Genomic DNA, 18570 nt, shown 5'->3' on the forward strand with positions numbered 1-18570 from the left:
TTTGGTCTAAAACAGAAACTTAAAAATATAATGAGCGATGAATTTCACTTCAAATAAGGGAGTAGGACAGAAATCTAATTTTATTTAAAAGATTTTGTTATCTCCTCTTGCTTGGGTAATTAGAATTGAGAAAAGTATAAAATCATTACCTAGAACTGTAATTCATGCATAAGTCCCACTAACTCAATCAATTGAGAAGTGGGACTTTTATTTTTTGAATCAGTTTAGATTTTGAATGTATATGCATACTTGTTTAGAAAATAGATCTAATTCGTAGTTGCTTTTCTATAATATAATCCTGTTGTGAGCTGTTAAAAATGATTAAAGGTATGCATTTTAATATAAAAAAGACACTTTAAGGGTTTCGAATTATTGCAACAATAAAAAACATCCTCGATAACAATCGAAGATGCTTATTAAATAGCTTAGATAATATTTTGAATAACTTCTTTGCGTAATTTACTTCTTAATTCTGCCATCGTATTTAAGTGGTATTTTTTATAATCACCTGAATCAATTCTAAAAGCGTGTATACCTAAAACTTCATTTTTACTATTTAAAATGGCACCTCCTGAAGAACCAGGTTCAGCCATCATTTGATAATAGCCCATTGGATTGATGTTGCGAGCCATAAGGGAATATTTCCCCTTAGAATGATACATCGTACCCATAGGATCATTCTTGAATTTACCAGTTGGTAATCCATAATGGTACATATGAATAGGTGTATTAGCCTTGATATTAGTAATCGATTTTTCTGGAGCAATTTTACGTATTTTCATATACTTTGAAATATCTTCTTTTGTATATAATAATGCGACATCACCAAATTGCATCATTTTTACACCAATCACATTGAGAGAACGTGTGTAGGTTGAACCTTCTTGTAGCAGGTTCACTCTAAGATTTTGTAATGAAGATGGTGACATTGGTTTATGTGCTTCTGGATTATTGACGACGTGATTAGCTGTTAATATTGTATGTTTACCAATTGCAGTTCCAGTGCCATATGTCAGAGCTTTTTTAATAGGATTCCAATTAAATACGGTTGCAATATTGGCTGCTTTTGCAGTCGTATGTTCTAAAGTAACTCCTTTATTGCCGGAATTTTTCATGATTTTTAATGCATCATTGATGCCGGATGCTTCAGTCGTTTGACCAAAATCCCGCACATTATCGCTGCCTGGTATCTTTGATGACCAAGTTTTAGGTGCTTGATTATAGTAGTTGCTGTTTTTTGAAGTTTGCTTACTTGTTTTTGGAATAACCTTTACACTTTTAGATGCTTTTGCTTGCTTAGCTAATGGTTTTGTTTGTTGTTTTTTTGTTGTTGAAGATAAGGTTTGTGGTTTTATATTTTTATTTATTTTAGTCGTATTCGTTTGTTTTTTTGTTGTTTTAGTTGAACTTGATAGTAACTGTGGTTTTATAGATTTTGGTGTACGCTTAGAAGAAGTATGTTGAGCTACTCGAACTTTGGTTTTTGATGACCCACTTTGTTTTTGTTTAATAGATGCATTTGTTTTTTGATTTTTGTTAGTGGGCATAATAGCTTTATTTTTATTTTGAATTATTGGTTGTTTTGCTAGTTTTTTCTTTGGGGTTATTGGTGAGTGCGATTGTACTTTTATAGTTTTTGATGGTGGTTGCACATTTTTACCCAAAATTACTTTCGGAGTATTTTTTGGAGCCCCTTTTATAACTGGATTTTTAAATTCTATGTCTTTATTATTGTATTTCAATTTAGTGTTTTGCTTGGGAAATTGAACTCCATTTTGTTTTGATTTTAAATGGCTATTACTAACTATTTTAGTATTTTTTACTTCATTTGTAGTATTGATCTTTTTTGTTGCTTTTGTTGTTATCGGATATTTTTTAGTTACTTTATGGTTAGTTGGATAGTTGATATCAGTAGTGTTTTCAGCAGCCTCCATTGTATCAACATGAAATATTATCACCAAACAAATTATCATAGATATGGCGATGATTGCAGAAATATATTTTATTGCCCACGACGGTTTATTCACTTAATCTGTCCCCTCTGTTTTTGTGTAAAAAGTAAATAAGATTATTTCTTTAATATTATATACTTTTTCTTTTGTGTATGGCAATATATTTTTGAGAATAGGAATAATATAATGAAATAGACATTTGTTTGGCAAAATATACTTGTGATAACTAACTTTTTCTTTATTTCAGATTTTTTTACTAATGTCATAAGCTATTAATCTTAAGTTAAACAATAATTTAATTATTGCATTTTAAAAAACATTGTGTATTATTAAAATTATAGAAAACATTAAGGGGAAAAGAATGAAAATGAATACGAATATACGTACTTTTTCTAGCAAGAAGTTAGTGCTAGGGCTTGTAACGACTGCTATTGGGATTAGCACGATTGCTTTAGTAAGTGAAAATGCACATGCGAGTACTTCAACAGTAAAATCACAAACAGTAACAAAAAAAACTAAAACTACGACTTTGACAACTAAACCAACTACAACGGTGAAAACAGTAAAGCCTGCAGTGGTAAAAGCAACGACAACAAAAGCTGCTACAAATGTAACGACTAAAAAACCACGAGCAACAGTAAAACCTATAGCGCAAAAAGCACCAGTGACGAAGCAGTCAGTACCTGTAAAAAAACCTGTTAGTAAAGCTATTTCAACAACGACGATTAAAGCACCTGTTACGCCCAAAGTACCGACGACAACAGCGAAGAAACCAAGTACAACAACAAAAGTACCGACGACAACAGCGAAGAAACCGAGTACAATAACAAAAGTACCGACGACAACAACGAAGAAACCAAGCACAACAACAAAAGTATCGACGACAACGGCGAAGAAACCAAGCACAACAACAAAAGTACCGACGACAACGGCGAAGAAACCAAGCATAGCAACAAAAGTACCGGAGACAACAGCGAAGAAAGCAAGTACAACAACAAAAGCACCGACGACAACAGCAAAAAAACCGAGTACACCGATAAAAAGCACGACAATATCATCGACAAAAACGCAAACAACTCCAGTAAAGACATAGAGCACACCGACAAAGACTCAGGCTTCAAGTAAAACAACGCCGCAGACTACAAAATCAAACACACCATCGACAGTACCTACACCATCTGCGCCAGTACAACCCAGTACAATAGCAAACGCACCAGTCAAGACAAATGAAGCATCCCAAAACACAGTATCTCCTAAACTCGAAAATACGAACATTCAAGATAAGACATTACAGTCACAAGAAACAATAAAAGCAACTCCAGAAACGGAAACAAAGACAGCTAGTGCAACGCGTAAACAAGATTATTATAAGTCTATGACAGAATTATACAAAGATACGACAGAAGGTATCGACTGGAAGAAAGATACACGAAATGTCGGGAAATCAGTGTTGATAGTGGCACCACATGGTGGGAACATTGAACAAGGGACTTCAGAATTAACAAAACTAGTGGCGAATAATGGTGATTTTGATTATTTTTCATTTGAAGCGATACGTCCATCCAACAACACACAATTACATGTAACATCTACAAATTATGATGATGCAACTTTGCATGAGATGATTCAAGATCGAACAGCTACCATTTCAATACATGGTGCTCAAGGTGAAGAACAACTCGTATACTTAGGTGGTTATCAATCACCGCTTAGAGACGCCATTCAAAGTCAACTTGAACTTAAAGGATTTGTAGTGAAGATACCGCCAGAATACCTTGGTGGGCTGAGTAATGCTAATTTTATTAATAAAGTAGAGGAAAGCACAGGTGTTCAATTAGAACTAACGACCGCTTTAAGAAAAGCGTTTTTCAAAGATGAAGACACTAGCACAGCATCACGTAAAAAAATAGAGAATTGGGCTACCACGATGTATGATTTTGCTGAAGCACTTAATGGTGCAATCAAGCAAGTCTATCCAGAAAATCAAGGGTAATTTATTGAATTTATTGCTAAAGTAGCACGTTTCAAGTTTTTAATTTTAATAAGTAGATTTCTTTTAATAAGCTAATGACCTCAATGCGTATGTATATACGTGTTGGGGTTTTTATATATTTTAGTGAGATTCATATTCGGGTAGTCTAAGGGAAGTCTAAATCTTCCGATTTTCTGTAGAAAAACAAAAATTGTAATTGCGCATATATTTATAAAATTGTATAAAGACATAGCATGTAGCGTTAATAAATAAATCTCTAAGTATAGATTTCAAAAACAAAGAAATGTTTGAATTCAAAAAAACATTGTAATATAATTCACGTTATTTCATGCAAAATGATAAATTCACATTTGCGAAAATTTGAACATACATAGATTAATCTAAAGAGGAGCACAATGATGAAGGTATATACATCTATTATTTTTTGGATGAGAGCAATTGCTTGTCTAAGTATTGTGATGATTCATACAATTACTACAACATTTTATAAATTTGAAATGCCGAATGATGGCTATTTATTAAGAGTTTTTCAATTACTGTTATTATACGCGACACCAATGTTTGTTTTTATTTCTGAGTTTTTATTAGCGAAACAATATAAGACACAGGTTAAAGAAGGATTTGTAAAACAGAAGTTGCTGACATTAGGGATTCCATATATCATCATTAACTTAGGTTTAGCGTATGTCTACGGGCAGCCTAATAATTTAATGGAATATTTAGATTCTGTACAATTTATGATGTTTCATGGCGGCACGCTGACATATTTTATTGTTATTATTTTTCAATTTTATGCTTTACATATATTATTTGCGAAGCACTTAGTAAAACTTAATCCATTAAAATTAATCGTATATTCATTAGTTATCACGATGCTATTTTGGGCTATGAGAACTTTTGTTGATGCACCAGAGGCTTGGTATTTAAATTGGTTATGGCAACGAGAGGGCTGGATGATATTCATAGGTTGGCTTAGTTATTTCTTACTAGGTTTTTATATGGGTTATTATTATGAAACGTTGATGGCCAACATACAAAAGTATACGAAATACATTGTGTTAGGAACTGTTATAGTGACGGCCATAACGCTGATCAATTACTTGTCGGGCTGGTTAACGCTAGTGGACTCTAAGCGTATTGATACACCAATCTATGTTACTATGATAATCTTAATATTCTTTCTAATATCGTCTTATGTTAAATATGTACCAAAATTTTTCATCTTAATCAGTAATTATTCTTTTTCAATATACTTAATTCATTACTTTATTGTACATAGGTTAGGGACATTACATGAACATCCTATATTCAATATCGTATTTACATTTACATTAACGATTACGTTCTCAATATGCATTGCTTATGTGTTTAACCAGTTTAAACTAGGTAAGTATGTAGTAGGAGGCATTGGGAACGTTAAGTATGATACGTTTTATCAAAGTTGTAAAAATAACCTAGTAGATTAAAAAGGGGAGAATTGAATGGATAAATTAGTCTCGGTTATTATATCTGTCTATAATAAAGAACCATTCTTAAAAAAATGTATTGAATCTTTAATCAATTTAAATATGGAACAATCAAAATTAGAGGCAATATTTGTTGATGATTGTTCTACAGATAACTCAGTAGCAATGATTGATAGTTATGCTAACCAGTATGATTTTATCCGATTAATTCAGTTATCAACGAATACAGGTAGTCCGTCAGAACCAAGAAATATAGGTATTAAAGCTGCAAAAGGGAAATATATTGCCTTATTGGATGCCGATGATTGGTTAGATACTGAAGGATTTCCAAGATTTATGGAAAAAGTTAATAGTGATGATGCAGAGTTAGGCTTAGGACAAAGCTACAAACATACGAATAAAAGTATTACGTATCATGCTAAATTCACATCCTATAAAGATGCATCAAATTTGATGCCACAAGATATTGAAAAGATTTTTAGAGCAGTAGGGCCACCGGGTAAAGTATTTAAACGTGATATTGTAATTAATAATCAGATTCAATTTGAACATATGAAATTTGGTGAAGATAAATTATTTTTCATCGATCTTATTTCTAAGATTCAAAACATTACGATGTCTACGATACCTGTTTATCATGTGAACAGATACGATGAAAATCAATCACTTGTGAAAGAGACCTCAGTGGTAGATAAAGCTTATTTGAATGTGGATATAACCAAACGTATTTGTAAGATGGATATATCCGAGTCTCTGAAAAAAATGATGTTATCAAGAATGGTGGAAGTAGACTTCTTTAGAAGGTTGTTGCATACAAAGACGTTTTTAAAGTCTGATAATAAGCAAACGTTCTATGCTATTTTTGATGATGTAGAACAGATGCTAAATGAATATGGTTATGATATGAAGGAATTTATTAGTAACAAAAAATTTATAGCTATGTATACACTTTATCATCAAGAAGATAAGGAAGCTTTTTTAAATTTTACAGAAGCACTTGTTTATGGTTATTGGCGTTATTATATGAAAAAAGATGCAATTTACATGGAAATTGACAGTGATTGTGCTATTTTAGAACCAACACCAGTGCGTTGTTATCCAGTGTATGAAGGTACACAAATGCTAAATGGTGAATTATATGAAGTGATTAAAGTATTGAAACCAGAAAACGTTCAAATCAATGGTGTGAAATTAATTGAAATTAATAACGCAATGAACGTGTATCATGTTGATTATGTGTATAAAGATAAAAGCATTTATATACCCCAGGAACAATTTAAGCAATCGAAAGAGATAGATGTTAACCTCGGTGTCGAATTTGGTGAAACGAATGATATCGCCTTAGTTTACGCTTCTTACCCGAGTAATAATGACATTTATAAAATGAAACGACAAAGCTTCAAGTTAGAGTTCGTCAATAAGTTGAGGGAAAAATACCAAGGAAAATATTTCCTAACGGCATCAGAACAACCATTGATGACGCTTAAAAAAACAAATGTATATCGTGATATTGAGTTTGAAACGAAGCTCATGAGTTTAAATCCAGGTATGAAAGTAGTGCCAAAAGATGTTCAGTTCACATCGAATGGTACACCTAGATTAATCCTTGAAGACGGTAGTGTGATCACAGCAAATAAAGATTTTGTGGCACAGATTCACATGGATAACCATCATAAATATATTACAGATGTTCCTAATGAGGTTAAAATTAAAAAAGTTTGTAAATTATATCATTCTAGAATATTCAAAAGTGAGCCATTGGAAACACTTAAAGTTGGAGACACGATTAGTATCGCTAATATTGCTTATACGAATAAATCAACACCACGATTAGTTACACAAGAAGGAAATTACTTAACAGCAAATAAAGATTTTGTTGAAGTTATAAAATAATATTTAAATCATGAATATATTTAAAAGGCTGCTAAATAACCGGAAGTACTGGTTTTAGTAGCCTTTTTTGTTAAGAAAAAGTATAGGCGTTGGTCAAGTTAATGCGTTGCTTCACGATTCAAGTAATGAGTGTGATTACTTACAAATTTTGATTTTTTAGGTACTGGGACAATGTAGTTTCCATTAGGAATTTTAATAAGTAAATTAATAATTATCACGGATATAGCAACTATAATAATAAATGAAAAACTGTATAGTAATAGGCTGTCTCTATTATCAAAAACAGGTATTTTCATTACGACCCATTTTACTAAAGGATGAACTAAATAAATCCCCATAGAGTAATTACCGATTAATGTTAGTATCTGCATGATTAATTTACTTTTTCTGACAATAAGGTAAAAATAAATTAAAAATGCTAAGAAAAATGGAGTATATAATAAAAACATTGGATGGGATGATGTCACAAAATGATCTAAATCAATAAAGATTAAAAATGAAATAAAAATGACTAAAATAGAAGGTAATAATAAGGTTTTATACTTTCTAATTCCCATATTTATCTCTTCATAGTATTTAGCGAAAATGATTCCTAAAATAAAATAAGAAATCCAATTGAAAATAAACGCTCTACTCATAACAAAAGTACCTATAACTGGTATATCAATTGAAAATTGTTCGTAGTTTAACTGCCAGAATACAGTGAGTATTGTAGAGAAAGCGTATGTTAGTAATAATGGTAAGCCTTTTTTAATTTTTTGTAAGACTGGAAATAAAACATAAAACTGAAGAACGGTAAGTATAAAATATAAATGGTAATTTCCAGTTCCAAATAAATAATATCCTATAAAGTTTTTATTGCTATCTAAGTTTACTTCAACAACTCCTAAGTAATATAAATAAACAGTTGTCCAAATTATGTATGGTACAAATATTTTAGTGAATCGTGATTTTACAAAATAGTTTAAATCAAAACCACGTTTCAAGACAGAGTGTGTTAGTAAAAAAGCACTAACAACTGCGAAAACAGGAGTGCCGAGTCGACCAATTTGACTAATGTATCCTGCAGTAATTGCCATAATCTGACTGTTTTCGTTATTTATGTACGAAATAGATAGATGAACAAATACAATAAATAGCGTTGCAATAGACCTAATAATAGGTATTTCTTCAATATACTTCAAAATGCTCCCCCCTCAAAAAATAAAAATACACACATCCATTTATTATATAGCATACTGTTTGTTTAATCTAGAAGGTGTATACGAAAGATTATCACTAGGTTATGACGTATCATATAAAACGAAATATGGGTTGAAAGCTAAAGCAATTTATGATGAAGTAAGAATGATTAGCGTAAGAGAAAATGGATTATTTAACTTTAAAGCAAACTATTGAAAATGGACTCAAATTATATGAGTATATAGCTATAGTTAGTAACGCTAAAAATAAAAAGTAAACCACCTTATAACAGAGCGGTTTACTTTTTGGAGTAATCATTAAATTAAAATTTTATTTTGAACTATATGAAACGCCGCGTTCTTTATATACACGTTTAACAATTTTCAAGGCGTTTAACACTTTTGGAAAACCTACATATGGTAATAAATGCATAATAGTTTCTGAAATTTCTTGAGGTGTTAAACCAACTGTTAGTGCTACATTAATGTGCAGTTCCAGTTGTGGTTCTGTACCTAGCGTAACAAGTGCGGATATTGTACTAATTGCACGTTGTCTATAATCTAATCCTTCTCGAGAATAAATATCTCCAAACGCAAATTCAGTAACATATTTCCCTAAACCTGGGGCTACATCTCCTAATTCTTCTTCAATATTTGCATGCGTTGGTATATTAGCGTTATCTGTTGCTGTTAAATCATCCATAATTTTTTGACCAATTTCATTACGATTTTGTTCCAATTGATACGACCTCCAATAATTATTTATATCTTTATTATAAGGACGTACGTTCTATTCGTTAAGTTCATAATATGAATAATGACTATTGCTTTAATTCATGTCGTTAAGTTGTGATTGGCTAAATTCTATAAATGCTTGCAATGGTGGTGATATGGGCTTTTGCTTTTTAATTAAGAAATTCACATCCATAGTCAATGCATCATTTATGATAGGTATAGTTTGAATATGCTTTAAATTCAATAATTTCAAAAGAGAATAGGGCATGATTGCTACACCTAAATCTTCATTAACCATAGACAGCATAAAATCCCATTGTGCGCTTTCAAAAATAATATTTGGTTTAAAATCGCTTTTGTAACATTCGTATATGAACATTTTGCGTAGTTCAAAATCAGAATCTAGTGAAATTATTTTTTCGTTTCTAAGCTCAGATATTTCAACTGATTCCTTTTGCGCAAATGGATGTTGGTCGTTTACATAAAGTACTAAAGGATCGCTAACTAAAGGCAGTATTTCTAAATTTTCGTCATTATCTAATTTCATAGATACTGCTATATCGATTGAACCATCAAGTAACTCATTTTTAATTTTATGTGCACCAGCTTCTGTAATGTTGATTTCAATATTAGGATACAAACTATTAAAAGATTTGATTATTTTAGGAAAATATAACGTACCTGTAATCGGTGGTATACCAATATTGATATGCCCCTTTTTTAAATTTTCAATATCAAATAGTTCATTAGATATATTTTCTAAAGATAATAACACTTGTAAACCTTGTTGATATACAACTTTTCCTGATTCTGTAAGCTCTATTTTTTGATTAGAACGATCAATTAGCGTTGTGTTTAACTCATCTTCTAAATTTTTCACCACTTTACTTAACGTTGACTGAGATAAATATAGTGATTCTGCAGCTCGAGAAAACCCTTGATGATCAATGACAGCTATAAAATATTTGAGTTGTCTTATATCCAAAAACATCACTCCTTCACACAAAGTTATGAATTTTATTCATATATATAATTCCTTTTATATATTTTACGCATAACGGTGGTCATATTACAATAGAAGTATACTAAAGATCAATAAATAAAGCGGAGGCATTTTTTATGAAAAGAATAGGTTTTGTTGGTTTAGGTAATATGGGGACTGGAATGGCAATCAACTTACAAAAAGCTGGTTATCAAGTATTAGCTTATGATTTAAATAAAGACAAAATAAAAGAACTAGAAAACGAAGGTATTGTTGGTTGTGATTCAATCAAAGAAGTAGTAGATCAAGTAGATGATGCAATTATAACTATGGTAAGAAATAGAGAACAGACAGAAAGTGTAATATTTGGTGAAGATGGCGTAACTTCTGCAAATAAAAAAGGTATTACTGTCGTAGTTATGAGTACTTTAAATCCAACGATTATGTCTGAACTTGAAAAAGATGTATTAGACGCAGGGTTCAATATTATCGATGCTCCAGTAAGTGGTAGTTTATCAGGAGCAGACAATGGTAGTTTAGCCATATTTGCTTCAGGTAAAAATGAACTTAGAAAAACATTACATCCATATTTTGAAGCTATGGGTAAACATATTTTTGATTTAGGAGAAGAAATTGGTGCAGGTCAGGCTGCTAAACTTGCGAACAACCTTTTATTAGGTATTAATATGGTGGGTATTTCTGAAGCGGTTAAATTTGGTGATAGTTATGGTTTAGAAGAGTCCGATATTCTTAAAATAGTAGAAGTTAGTACAGGCAACAGTTGGGCGGCTAACAACTGGGGTGAAATAAAAGAATACAAAAATAACGGTACTTTAGATGCAATTTATAAAGATTTAACTTCTGTGATTTCAGAATCGACTAAACGTAAAACTTTTGTACCAGTAAGTGGACTTGTACTAAATGTATTGCACAATTCTATGGATAATGAAAATTAATATTGTATTTCAAAATAAAGACTAAATTCAATAGTCTTTATTTTTTAATGCTTCATGTGAAAACAATAACAAAGTTAAGTAGTTAAAAGTAAGGAGTCAAATAAATAATGAAAACAAAAGAACGAATATGGTCGAAGGACTATACTATGATGTTGTGCGTCAATTTTTTACTAATGTCAATTTTTTATTTATTGATAGTTACCATGGCATCATTTGCTGCAGAAAAATTTAATGCTTCAGCATCAATTGCTGGTTTAGTTTCAGGTATTTATATTATAGGAACTGTGGGTGGTAGATTATTAACAGGTAATATCATCAATAAAGTAGGCTCGAAAAAAATATTAATTATCGGTTTAATCGCATTTGTGCTGACTACGTTATTGTATTTTGTAAGTTTAAATATCGGATTATTACTATTTAGTAGATTTGTAAATGGTTTTGCGGTGGGTATTGCAGCAAACGCTGTAGGAACAATCGTTGCACAAATCACACCCAATTCACGTAAAAGTGAGGGCATTGGTTACTTTAGTATGAGTTTATCAATTGCCACAGCCATCGGTCCCTTTTTAGGATTAATTTTAAATCAAAATTTCTCCTATTCTGTAATCTTCATTTTATGTTTTATTTTAGCTGTTATTTCCCTTTTAATTGCAAGTATGACATCTATCCCAAATCAAAAAAATTCAGGGCCAGAATCAACTAAATTAAATAAATGGCATATTTCAAATTTTATTGATTTAAAAACGCTACCTATTGGTATTTTAATTTTACTGTTTGCTTTAGGTTATAGTAGTTTGATTTCTTTTCTAAGTTTCTTTGCAGAGCAACGAGATATTGTAAGCTATGCAAGTGTATTTTTCATTATGTATTCAATCGTTGTTCTGATAACTAGACCAATTACAGGAAAAGCAATGGACTATAAAAGTGCAAATATCATTGTATACCCATGCATTATTTTATATTTTATCGGTATGGTTTTACTTGGTTTTTCAGCATCAGGATATCTTTTATTAATTGCTGCGGTATTTATTGGCTTAGGTTATGGTAATTTATTTTCAGCACATCAAACGATTGCTGTTAAAGTTGCAGAGCCTCAAAATATAGGTTTAGCAACCTCAACATTCTTTATTTTCTTTGATTTAGGCCTCGGATTTGGTCCTTATTTCTTAGGATTAATCGTGCCATTTTTAAATTATGCAGGTTTATATATTGCATTGGGCATATTGATGTTATTATTAATCATTCCATACTATTTATTTTATGGACGCTATGATTATAAATACTTTTAGTCAAACATTTTTAAAGTATAACTTTTTTGTTAATTGAATTACTATTTATAAAAAGCAACGTACAATAAGACATTGTACGTTGCTTTTTAATTCGTTTTTACTATAATAGAAATTTTTCACTTATAATTTTCTGAAGGTTAGCATGTTAGATTAGGTTTTGTTTTATGGATTAAAGTTAGCGTTCTTTTCGTATGCTTTTACGTCTGAATAGGATGAATATAACACCAAAAATTGCTGCGACTGCGCCAAATAATGGATTTGCTTTATCTTGTAATTGTCCAGTATTTGGTAGTTGATTTTTATCAGAATAATCGGTACTTTTTTTAGTCACATCTGTTTCTAAAGTGGGATACATAAATTTAGATGTTACGTGATTATTTGAGTTATAAACCATATTTGAAATAGAATTGTAGTTCGAATTATGGAATTTTTCCGGATTACCTATTAAATCACTGTTGTTGAAAGTGGCTAAGCCTTTTGTATTATTGGAAATGTTTGAGTTATTCATTAATTCAGATCTATCTGTATTATTTAAATAATCTAGGTTACCTGGGTTATCCGAATTGTTTAGGTTATCCAGATTGCTAGGATTGTCCGGATTATCTGAGTTGTCTGGGTTGTGAGTATTTTCCGGGTTATCCGGGTTGCTAGGGTTATCCGGGTTACTAGGATTCTCCGGGTTGCTAGGATTCTCCGGGTTGCTAGGGTTATCCGGGTTGCTAGGATTCTCCGGGTTGCTAGGATTATCTGGGTTACTAGGATTCTCCGGGATTTCGCAGACCTCGTTTATATACTCAATTTGCTTCGGACTTAGGTTACTTTTTAGATAATCTAATTGCGCATTATTAATTTCATCTTCGGTAAAACCTTGCGTTCGCATGTTTTCTTTTTTTAATTCTAACTGTCTTTGGAGGTCATCTTCGTTCCACGTTCCACCTACATTTGCACTTGTAGAAAGTAATCCATTACTCAAATTTTGCGGTGTATCAAATTGTTTAGTAAACATTATGCCATAAGCACTATTGGCTTCGATGTTACCAAAATTGATAATTGCTACATTACCATTAAATGTTACGCTTACCGGAGTTAGTATATGTTGATACTTACTCATACCGTTAGTTGAAACTGCAGGGTAATATCGATTTACTACCCAGTTTGATACGTCTGTTGTGGTTACATTTTCATATGGTAGTGTAACTCTCATCTCGGCGTTGTCTATTGCATAATCAGTAGCGAAAACGGCTCTCCAATACTGTGTTTTAGTAGCTTCATTTGGACCATCTTGCCAATGTTGAATTTCTAAATTACCAGGACCATAATTTTCTGTATCTACCGCATTTGGATGATTATTTGGATTTTTAACTTTTTCTTGGTATCCATTATTCGAATAGTCATCTAAATTTGTATCCATGATACTTTTTGCATTTAAATCAACATTATTTGTATATGACGTAGTTACTTCGTCCGCAGTACAATTTTCACCTGTTTTGACACCATTTTGAACAGTTTGAATACGTTGTGGTATATAGCCGTTTTGTTCTTGGAAATATGTTAAATTGCCATCTTTATCAGCATCTTTATTTATATCTGACGTAGTTTCAACTGTCTTTGAAGTCGTTTCTTGGGTAGGATATTGATTTTCAGCATAAGAAGTTGGCGTATTGTTTGTTACTTCGGGTTGATTTACATCGGATGTATTTTCATTAGTGTTTAGTGTTGTGACTTCTTCTGTCTTATTTGTAGATTCAGTCATATCATTCGTACTTGCTGAGGACTCTGATTCTGTTATTTCTGTTTTATTATCATTTTGATTAGTTGATTCATTAGGTTTAGTGGTTATCTTATTGTTATCCTCGACGAATGTTTGATGAGCTGTTTGTGTTGAATCTAGTTCGCTAGCATTTGCTTCATTGTGCATACCTACCATTAAAAATGTACCCAGTAATATGGATCCAGTACCAATTTTAAACTTTCTTAAAGAAAATCGTTGAAAACTACCATTTTTCATAAAATCATTCCCATCCCAATTTATAAAATTACATCATTCTTTACTATTTATACAGTACAATCTATTATAAAGCAATATAATTTTACAAAGTTTATTAAAAAAATACAAAAGTTGTTAAACGTCTAAATATTAAAGACTGCTATAATGTTATTTTTTATTAAGAATGACAGATAAAGTAATCAATCATTAAAGATTTTTTATAATTTATATTTACACAAAATAAAGCAGGATAGTGAATATCTATCCTGCTTTTAGACTTCATATTGAAATAAAAGTGTCACTTTATGTTAAAGCAAGTTGTCCGAAACCGTAAAGGGTTTAGATAACTATTAAAGTATGATAACTTTTGTAATGGGAAAAGCAATTTCTTAATAAATCACTACTATTTGATGTATTGTAACACAACCGTATAACGAGCTGAGAATGGAGGAAATACAATATGAATCAATTGAAGCAATTTTTTATGAAGTTGATTGAACCACTTACACAGGTAGAATTTTATCAATCACTCTTAGTCAATATATTAATTATCGCGGCATATATTTTGATGGGGATTATAGTGATTGCCATTGCGAAGAAATTAGTGACGAAATTCTTCAAAGCGAATGCAAAGAAAAAAACACATTATAAAATTAAGCGAAGTGAGACATTATCTACACTAGTTCAAAATTTAGTTAGCTATGTTGTATGGTTTATCGTGCTCACCTCAATATTATCACGCTTTGGGATAAGTGTATCGGCGATTTTAGCCGGTGCCGGTGTAGTCGGTCTAGCGGTCGGCTTCGGTGCACAAACAATTGTCAAAGATATTATCACTGGTTTCTTTATTATATTTGAAGGACAATTTGATGTAAGTGATTATGTGCAAATTAATGCTTCTGGTGTAACGATTGCGGAAGGTACAGTTAAAACGATTGGTTTAAGATCCACACGTATACAATCAGATACAGGTGAAATATATACTTTACCCAATGGAACAATAAGTGAAATCGTCAATTATTCTGCAACAGATGTATCACCACTTGTGATGATACCCGTTTCGCCATCAGAGGATTATGAAATGATTGAGAAAAAATTATTAGACTTTTTACCAACATTAAAAGATAAATATGATATGTTTGTCGCAGCACCTGATTTATTAGGATTAGACAGCATCGATGGCAATCAAATGATTATTAAATTATTAGCTCATGTGAAGCCAGGCATGCATTTTCCGGGTCAAAGATTGTTGCGTAAAGAAGTTTTACATTACTTTAATGAAGAAGGTATTTCTACACCAAAACCAACGCTGGCAAAATTTGAAGAACCCGAAGTTGAATAATAATGTAATTATAAATAAAGAAGCGTATCTACATGTTAATCGTGCATGTAGGTACGCTTTTTATTTTTTAAACTATGCGAGCACACTAATTTATTTGGAATTTTACGATATCGCAAACAGTTCATTAATGACTGAGACCATATCATCGTGAATTACTAAATTTGCATCACTATCATAAGGTGTAGGGTCTCTGTTAATAATAACTAAGTTTTGACCCTCAAAGTTTGAGATAAGACCGGCGGCAGGCTGAACGACCAGTGAAGAACCTAAAACAACGAGCGTGTCAGCAGATTTGATTTTATGCAAGGCGTCAAAGATCGTGTCTTGGTTTAGCATTTCTCCATAAAGTACGATATCGGGTCTGATGGGACTGCCACAAGTTTCACAATAACGTAAGTTGTGGTGAATCACGTATTGTTTAGAATATTTTTGGTCGCAGTTAATACAATAAAATCGGTTTAGTGTACCATGTAGTTCATCTGTGTGTGAACTCCCAGCATCTGAATGTAGACCGTCAATGTTTTGAGTAATGACACCAAGGGATTGTTGATGCTTTTCAAGTTGTGCAATCCACTGATGAACGATATTTGGTTTTTTATCAGCAAACAGTAAATAATCATGACAAAAATTAATAAAGCCCTCAGGGTCATTTTGGAAATAGGTTTCACTTAGTAAATACTCAGGTGAGTAACCATTTTTTGAAATTTCTTCATATAAACCGCCAATAGAACGAAAGTCAGGAATACCACTTGCGACAGATATACCTGCTCCTGTAAAAAATGTAATGCTATTAGAAGTATCGATGATATTTTTTAATGATTCAATATTATGATTCATAAGATCACTCCATTAAAATATTTAGCACTTATTGTAATTTTGAAATTTCAATATTACATTCAAACCAATTTTAAAATGAAGTATTGATTTTAGCAAATTTAGGATTATGAATATATCTAACTAGCAACGGTTATTATTTTTCGATATATCTCTTGACGGGTAACGATATATCGTTTAATATTTCGATATATCGAAATGGAAGGATGATAATAAATGTTTAATAGATCATTTCACAATAGAAGACATATCATGATGCAACACGGAGAAGGTGGATTTGGACAAGGGTTTGAAAAGATGTTTGCAGCCGCACGCGGCAGGGACCGCTTTTTTAAAAAAGGAAATTTGCAATATAGCATTTTACGATTATTGTTAACCGAACCCAAACACGGTTATCAAATTATTAAAGATCTTGAGGCACAATTTAAAGGATTTTATTCGCCAAGTCCAGGCAGTGTTTATCCTATTCTTCAAATGTTAGAAGATCGTGGATTTGTTTCTGTATCAAAAGAAGGAAAGAAAAAAATCTATACAGTAACAAAAGAAGGTAAGGCATTTTTAGAGGACAATATTGATAATGATGAATTTACAAAACGTATGGAACAATTCAAAAATATGGATATTGACAAGATGAAAAAATCACGTGATGAGTTACAAGCACTTTTCCAATCATTTATGTTAGCAGGACAAAGTGCAATGAAAAATGAAGAGAAATATGAGCAGTTTCAACAATTAATCAAAGAAACTGAAACAAAGCTAATGAATTTTATTGAAGAAAAATAAAAATAATGAAAAAGGTGTAAAAATGAAAAAAGAAAATTTAAATCATATTGCGATTATTGGTGGGGGGCCAGGAGGCTTAATGTTAGGATTACTTCTACAACAACAAGGCTTACCATTTACAATCTATGAACGTGGTTACCCTAATATGCATGCTGACCGAGGTGGTTCATTAGATATTCATGAAGACAGTGGTCAGTTACCATTGAAAGAAGCTAATATTTTTGAAGATTTTCTGATGCATGCGCGCTTTGAAGGAGAGGATACACGAATTGTGCGTAAAGATGGCACGATTTTGTTCGACGAAGACGCAGGAAAAGAAGGTAGTAGACCCGAAATTGATAGAGGTAAGTTATGCGATATCATCATTGCACAAATTAACCCTACAAATATTAAATATGGTTATAAATACGAAAAGTTAATACAACATGATAATAGGGAAATTGAACTCGTTTTTGAAAATGGGAAGACAGTGATGACAGGATTAGTAATAGGGGCAGATGGAGCCTTTTCTAAAATTCGCCCGTATTTAACAGATGCTAAACCAACGTACACTGGTATATCTATGATAGAAATGAACTCGAATGAAAAAGAACATCCAGACCTTTTGGCATTTAATAAAAATGGAAAGGTTATGGGACTAGGAGGAGATCAAGCGATACTAGGACAACGTAATGGCGATGGTCGTATTATGGCCTATGTAAGTCTTAAGACAACATATGAAATGCTAGATGAATATCGTGCGTTATCACTAGAAAAATTAAAAGAAAGACTATTAGTTGAATTTAGTGATTGGGGTACAGAATTAAAAAAATATATTGCATATAGTTATGATGATATTAAATTTCGTCGTATCTATCAGTTGCCAATTGGTTTGAAATGGATAACACAGCCTAATATCACACTTATTGGTGACGCTGCACACTTAATGAGTCCGTTTGCAGGAGAAGGTGTCAATATGGCATTATATGATGCATATTTGTTAGCACAATCATTCAAAAATAAAGAAAATGTTATTGATATATTGAAGGCTTATGAAAAGAAAATGTTTGAAGTTACAGAAGTTCATGCTCAAGCGTCTCAAGATAATTTAGAGCTAATGTTTTCAAACGATGGCGCAGAAAAGATGGCAAACTTCTTTATAGATATGGAAGCACAACTCAGTGAATCATAAATTATT

17 protein-coding genes are annotated in these 18570 nt (G+C 31.7%); 10 read left to right on the forward strand and 7 right to left on the reverse strand.

Annotation, left to right across the window (positions count from 1 at the left end; translation table 11 throughout):
• Positions 1–425: 425 nt before the first annotated feature.
• Entirely contained in the window at positions 426–2027 is a 1602-nt protein-coding gene (locus KA814_RS09615) for a trypsin-like peptidase domain-containing protein (RefSeq protein WP_064209772.1), read from the reverse strand.
• 292 nt (positions 2028–2319) lie between these two features.
• Here KA814_RS09615 and KA814_RS13655 point away from each other — a divergent pair, with 292 nt between their 5' ends.
• Positions 2320–3045 (forward strand): hypothetical protein, encoded by a 726-nt coding sequence (locus tag KA814_RS13655; RefSeq protein WP_241956366.1) that lies wholly within the window; start codon positions 2320–2322, stop codon positions 3043–3045.
• Positions 3046–3062: 17 nt separating this feature from the next.
• On the opposite strand, the gene KA814_RS13745 is transcribed toward KA814_RS13655, so the two are convergent.
• On the reverse strand, positions 3063–3197 hold the full coding sequence (locus tag KA814_RS13745) for a hypothetical protein (protein ID WP_275113193.1): 135 nt from the start codon (positions 3195–3197) through the stop codon (positions 3063–3065).
• 130 nt (positions 3198–3327) lie between these two features.
• Between KA814_RS13745 and KA814_RS13660 the strand changes: the two genes are divergently transcribed.
• The 3 genes from KA814_RS13660 to KA814_RS09630 all read left to right on the forward strand — a co-directional run bounded on the left by KA814_RS13660 (position 3328) and on the right by KA814_RS09630 (position 7304).
• Entirely contained in the window at positions 3328–3945 is a 618-nt protein-coding gene (locus KA814_RS13660) for a poly-gamma-glutamate hydrolase family protein (protein ID WP_245335670.1), read from the forward strand.
• A 398-nt stretch (positions 3946–4343) separates the two neighbouring features.
• Positions 4344–5411, forward strand: coding sequence for an acyltransferase family protein (locus KA814_RS09625; RefSeq protein ID WP_064210017.1), 1068 nt, complete (start codon positions 4344–4346; stop codon positions 5409–5411).
• Between the two features lie 15 nt (positions 5412–5426).
• Positions 5427–7304 carry a glycosyltransferase family 2 protein gene (locus KA814_RS09630; protein ID WP_064210018.1) on the forward strand — a complete coding sequence of 626 codons (1878 nt, stop codon included), beginning with the start codon at positions 5427–5429 and terminating at the stop codon, positions 7302–7304.
• A 98-nt stretch (positions 7305–7402) separates the two neighbouring features.
• Here KA814_RS09630 and KA814_RS09635 read toward each other — a convergent pair whose 3' ends face one another.
• Complete coding sequence (locus KA814_RS09635; protein ID WP_064210019.1) at positions 7403–8488, reverse strand: acyltransferase family protein; 1086 nt, start codon at positions 8486–8488, stop codon at positions 7403–7405.
• Between the two features lie 58 nt (positions 8489–8546).
• Between KA814_RS09635 and KA814_RS09640 the strand changes: the two genes are divergently transcribed.
• On the forward strand, positions 8547–8702 hold the full coding sequence (locus KA814_RS09640; protein WP_157947935.1) for a hypothetical protein: 156 nt from the start codon (positions 8547–8549) through the stop codon (positions 8700–8702).
• A 114-nt stretch (positions 8703–8816) separates the two neighbouring features.
• On the opposite strand, the gene KA814_RS09645 is transcribed toward KA814_RS09640, so the two are convergent.
• A complete protein-coding gene (locus tag KA814_RS09645) occupies positions 8817–9224 on the reverse strand; it encodes a carboxymuconolactone decarboxylase family protein (protein WP_064210020.1) in 408 nt (135 codons plus the stop codon).
• 90 nt (positions 9225–9314) lie between these two features.
• On the reverse strand, positions 9315–10205 hold the full coding sequence (locus tag KA814_RS09650) for a LysR family transcriptional regulator (RefSeq protein WP_064210021.1): 891 nt from the start codon (positions 10203–10205) through the stop codon (positions 9315–9317).
• Between the two features lie 134 nt (positions 10206–10339).
• Here KA814_RS09650 and KA814_RS09655 point away from each other — a divergent pair, with 134 nt between their 5' ends.
• Positions 10340–11158 carry an NAD(P)-dependent oxidoreductase gene (locus tag KA814_RS09655; RefSeq protein WP_064210022.1) on the forward strand — a complete coding sequence of 273 codons (819 nt, stop codon included), beginning with the start codon at positions 10340–10342 and terminating at the stop codon, positions 11156–11158.
• A gap of 107 nt (positions 11159–11265) precedes the next feature.
• Complete coding sequence (locus KA814_RS09660; RefSeq protein WP_081254302.1) at positions 11266–12447, forward strand: MFS transporter; 1182 nt, start codon at positions 11266–11268, stop codon at positions 12445–12447.
• Between the two features lie 175 nt (positions 12448–12622).
• On the opposite strand, the gene KA814_RS09665 is transcribed toward KA814_RS09660, so the two are convergent.
• Complete coding sequence (locus KA814_RS09665; RefSeq protein WP_210122736.1) at positions 12623–14455, reverse strand: YSIRK-type signal peptide-containing protein; 1833 nt, start codon at positions 14453–14455, stop codon at positions 12623–12625.
• A 439-nt stretch (positions 14456–14894) separates the two neighbouring features.
• On the opposite strand from KA814_RS09665, the gene KA814_RS09670 reads away from it, so the two are divergent.
• Positions 14895–15776 (forward strand): mechanosensitive ion channel family protein, encoded by an 882-nt coding sequence (locus KA814_RS09670; protein ID WP_046206882.1) that lies wholly within the window; start codon positions 14895–14897, stop codon positions 15774–15776.
• 102 nt (positions 15777–15878) lie between these two features.
• Here the strand turns inward: KA814_RS09670 and KA814_RS09675 are convergent, their stop codons facing one another.
• Positions 15879–16613 (reverse strand): NAD-dependent protein deacylase, encoded by a 735-nt coding sequence (locus KA814_RS09675; protein WP_046206883.1) that lies wholly within the window; start codon positions 16611–16613, stop codon positions 15879–15881.
• A gap of 213 nt (positions 16614–16826) precedes the next feature.
• On the opposite strand from KA814_RS09675, the gene KA814_RS09680 reads away from it, so the two are divergent.
• Positions 16827–17393 carry a PadR family transcriptional regulator gene (locus KA814_RS09680; RefSeq protein WP_052722081.1) on the forward strand — a complete coding sequence of 189 codons (567 nt, stop codon included), beginning with the start codon at positions 16827–16829 and terminating at the stop codon, positions 17391–17393.
• 22 nt (positions 17394–17415) lie between these two features.
• Entirely contained in the window at positions 17416–18564 is a 1149-nt protein-coding gene (locus tag KA814_RS09685; protein ID WP_064209940.1) for an FAD-dependent oxidoreductase, read from the forward strand.
• The last annotated feature ends 6 nt before the right edge of the window (positions 18565–18570 follow it).

Source organism: Staphylococcus sp. GDY8P196P, from assembly GCF_017891705.1.
Classification (GTDB): domain Bacteria; phylum Bacillota; class Bacilli; order Staphylococcales; family Staphylococcaceae; genus Staphylococcus; species Staphylococcus ureilyticus.

Bases quoted from the DNA above. Each gene is read 5' to 3' on its own strand.
- KA814_RS09625 (WP_064210017.1), top strand. From the start codon at position 4,344: ATGAAGGTATATACATCTATTATTTTTTGGATGAGAGCAATTGCTTGT.
- KA814_RS09630 (WP_064210018.1), top strand. From the start codon at position 5,427: ATGGATAAATTAGTCTCGGTTATTATATCTGTCTATAATAAAGAACCA.
- KA814_RS09680 (WP_052722081.1), top strand. From the start codon at position 16,827: ATGTTTAATAGATCATTTCACAATAGAAGACATATCATGATGCAACAC.
- KA814_RS09675 (WP_046206883.1), bottom strand. From the start codon at position 16,613: ATGAATCATAATATTGAATCATTAAAAAATATCATCGATACTTCTAAT.
- KA814_RS09665 (WP_210122736.1), bottom strand. From the start codon at position 14,455: ATGAAAAATGGTAGTTTTCAACGATTTTCTTTAAGAAAGTTTAAAATT.
- KA814_RS09685 (WP_064209940.1), top strand. From the start codon at position 17,416: ATGAAAAAAGAAAATTTAAATCATATTGCGATTATTGGTGGGGGGCCA.
- KA814_RS09670 (WP_046206882.1), top strand. From the start codon at position 14,895: ATGAATCAATTGAAGCAATTTTTTATGAAGTTGATTGAACCACTTACA.
- KA814_RS13655 (WP_241956366.1), top strand. From the start codon at position 2,320: ATGAATACGAATATACGTACTTTTTCTAGCAAGAAGTTAGTGCTAGGG.
- KA814_RS09660 (WP_081254302.1), top strand. From the start codon at position 11,266: ATGAAAACAAAAGAACGAATATGGTCGAAGGACTATACTATGATGTTG.
- KA814_RS13660 (WP_245335670.1), top strand. From the start codon at position 3,328: ATGACAGAATTATACAAAGATACGACAGAAGGTATCGACTGGAAGAAA.
- KA814_RS09655 (WP_064210022.1), top strand. From the start codon at position 10,340: ATGAAAAGAATAGGTTTTGTTGGTTTAGGTAATATGGGGACTGGAATG.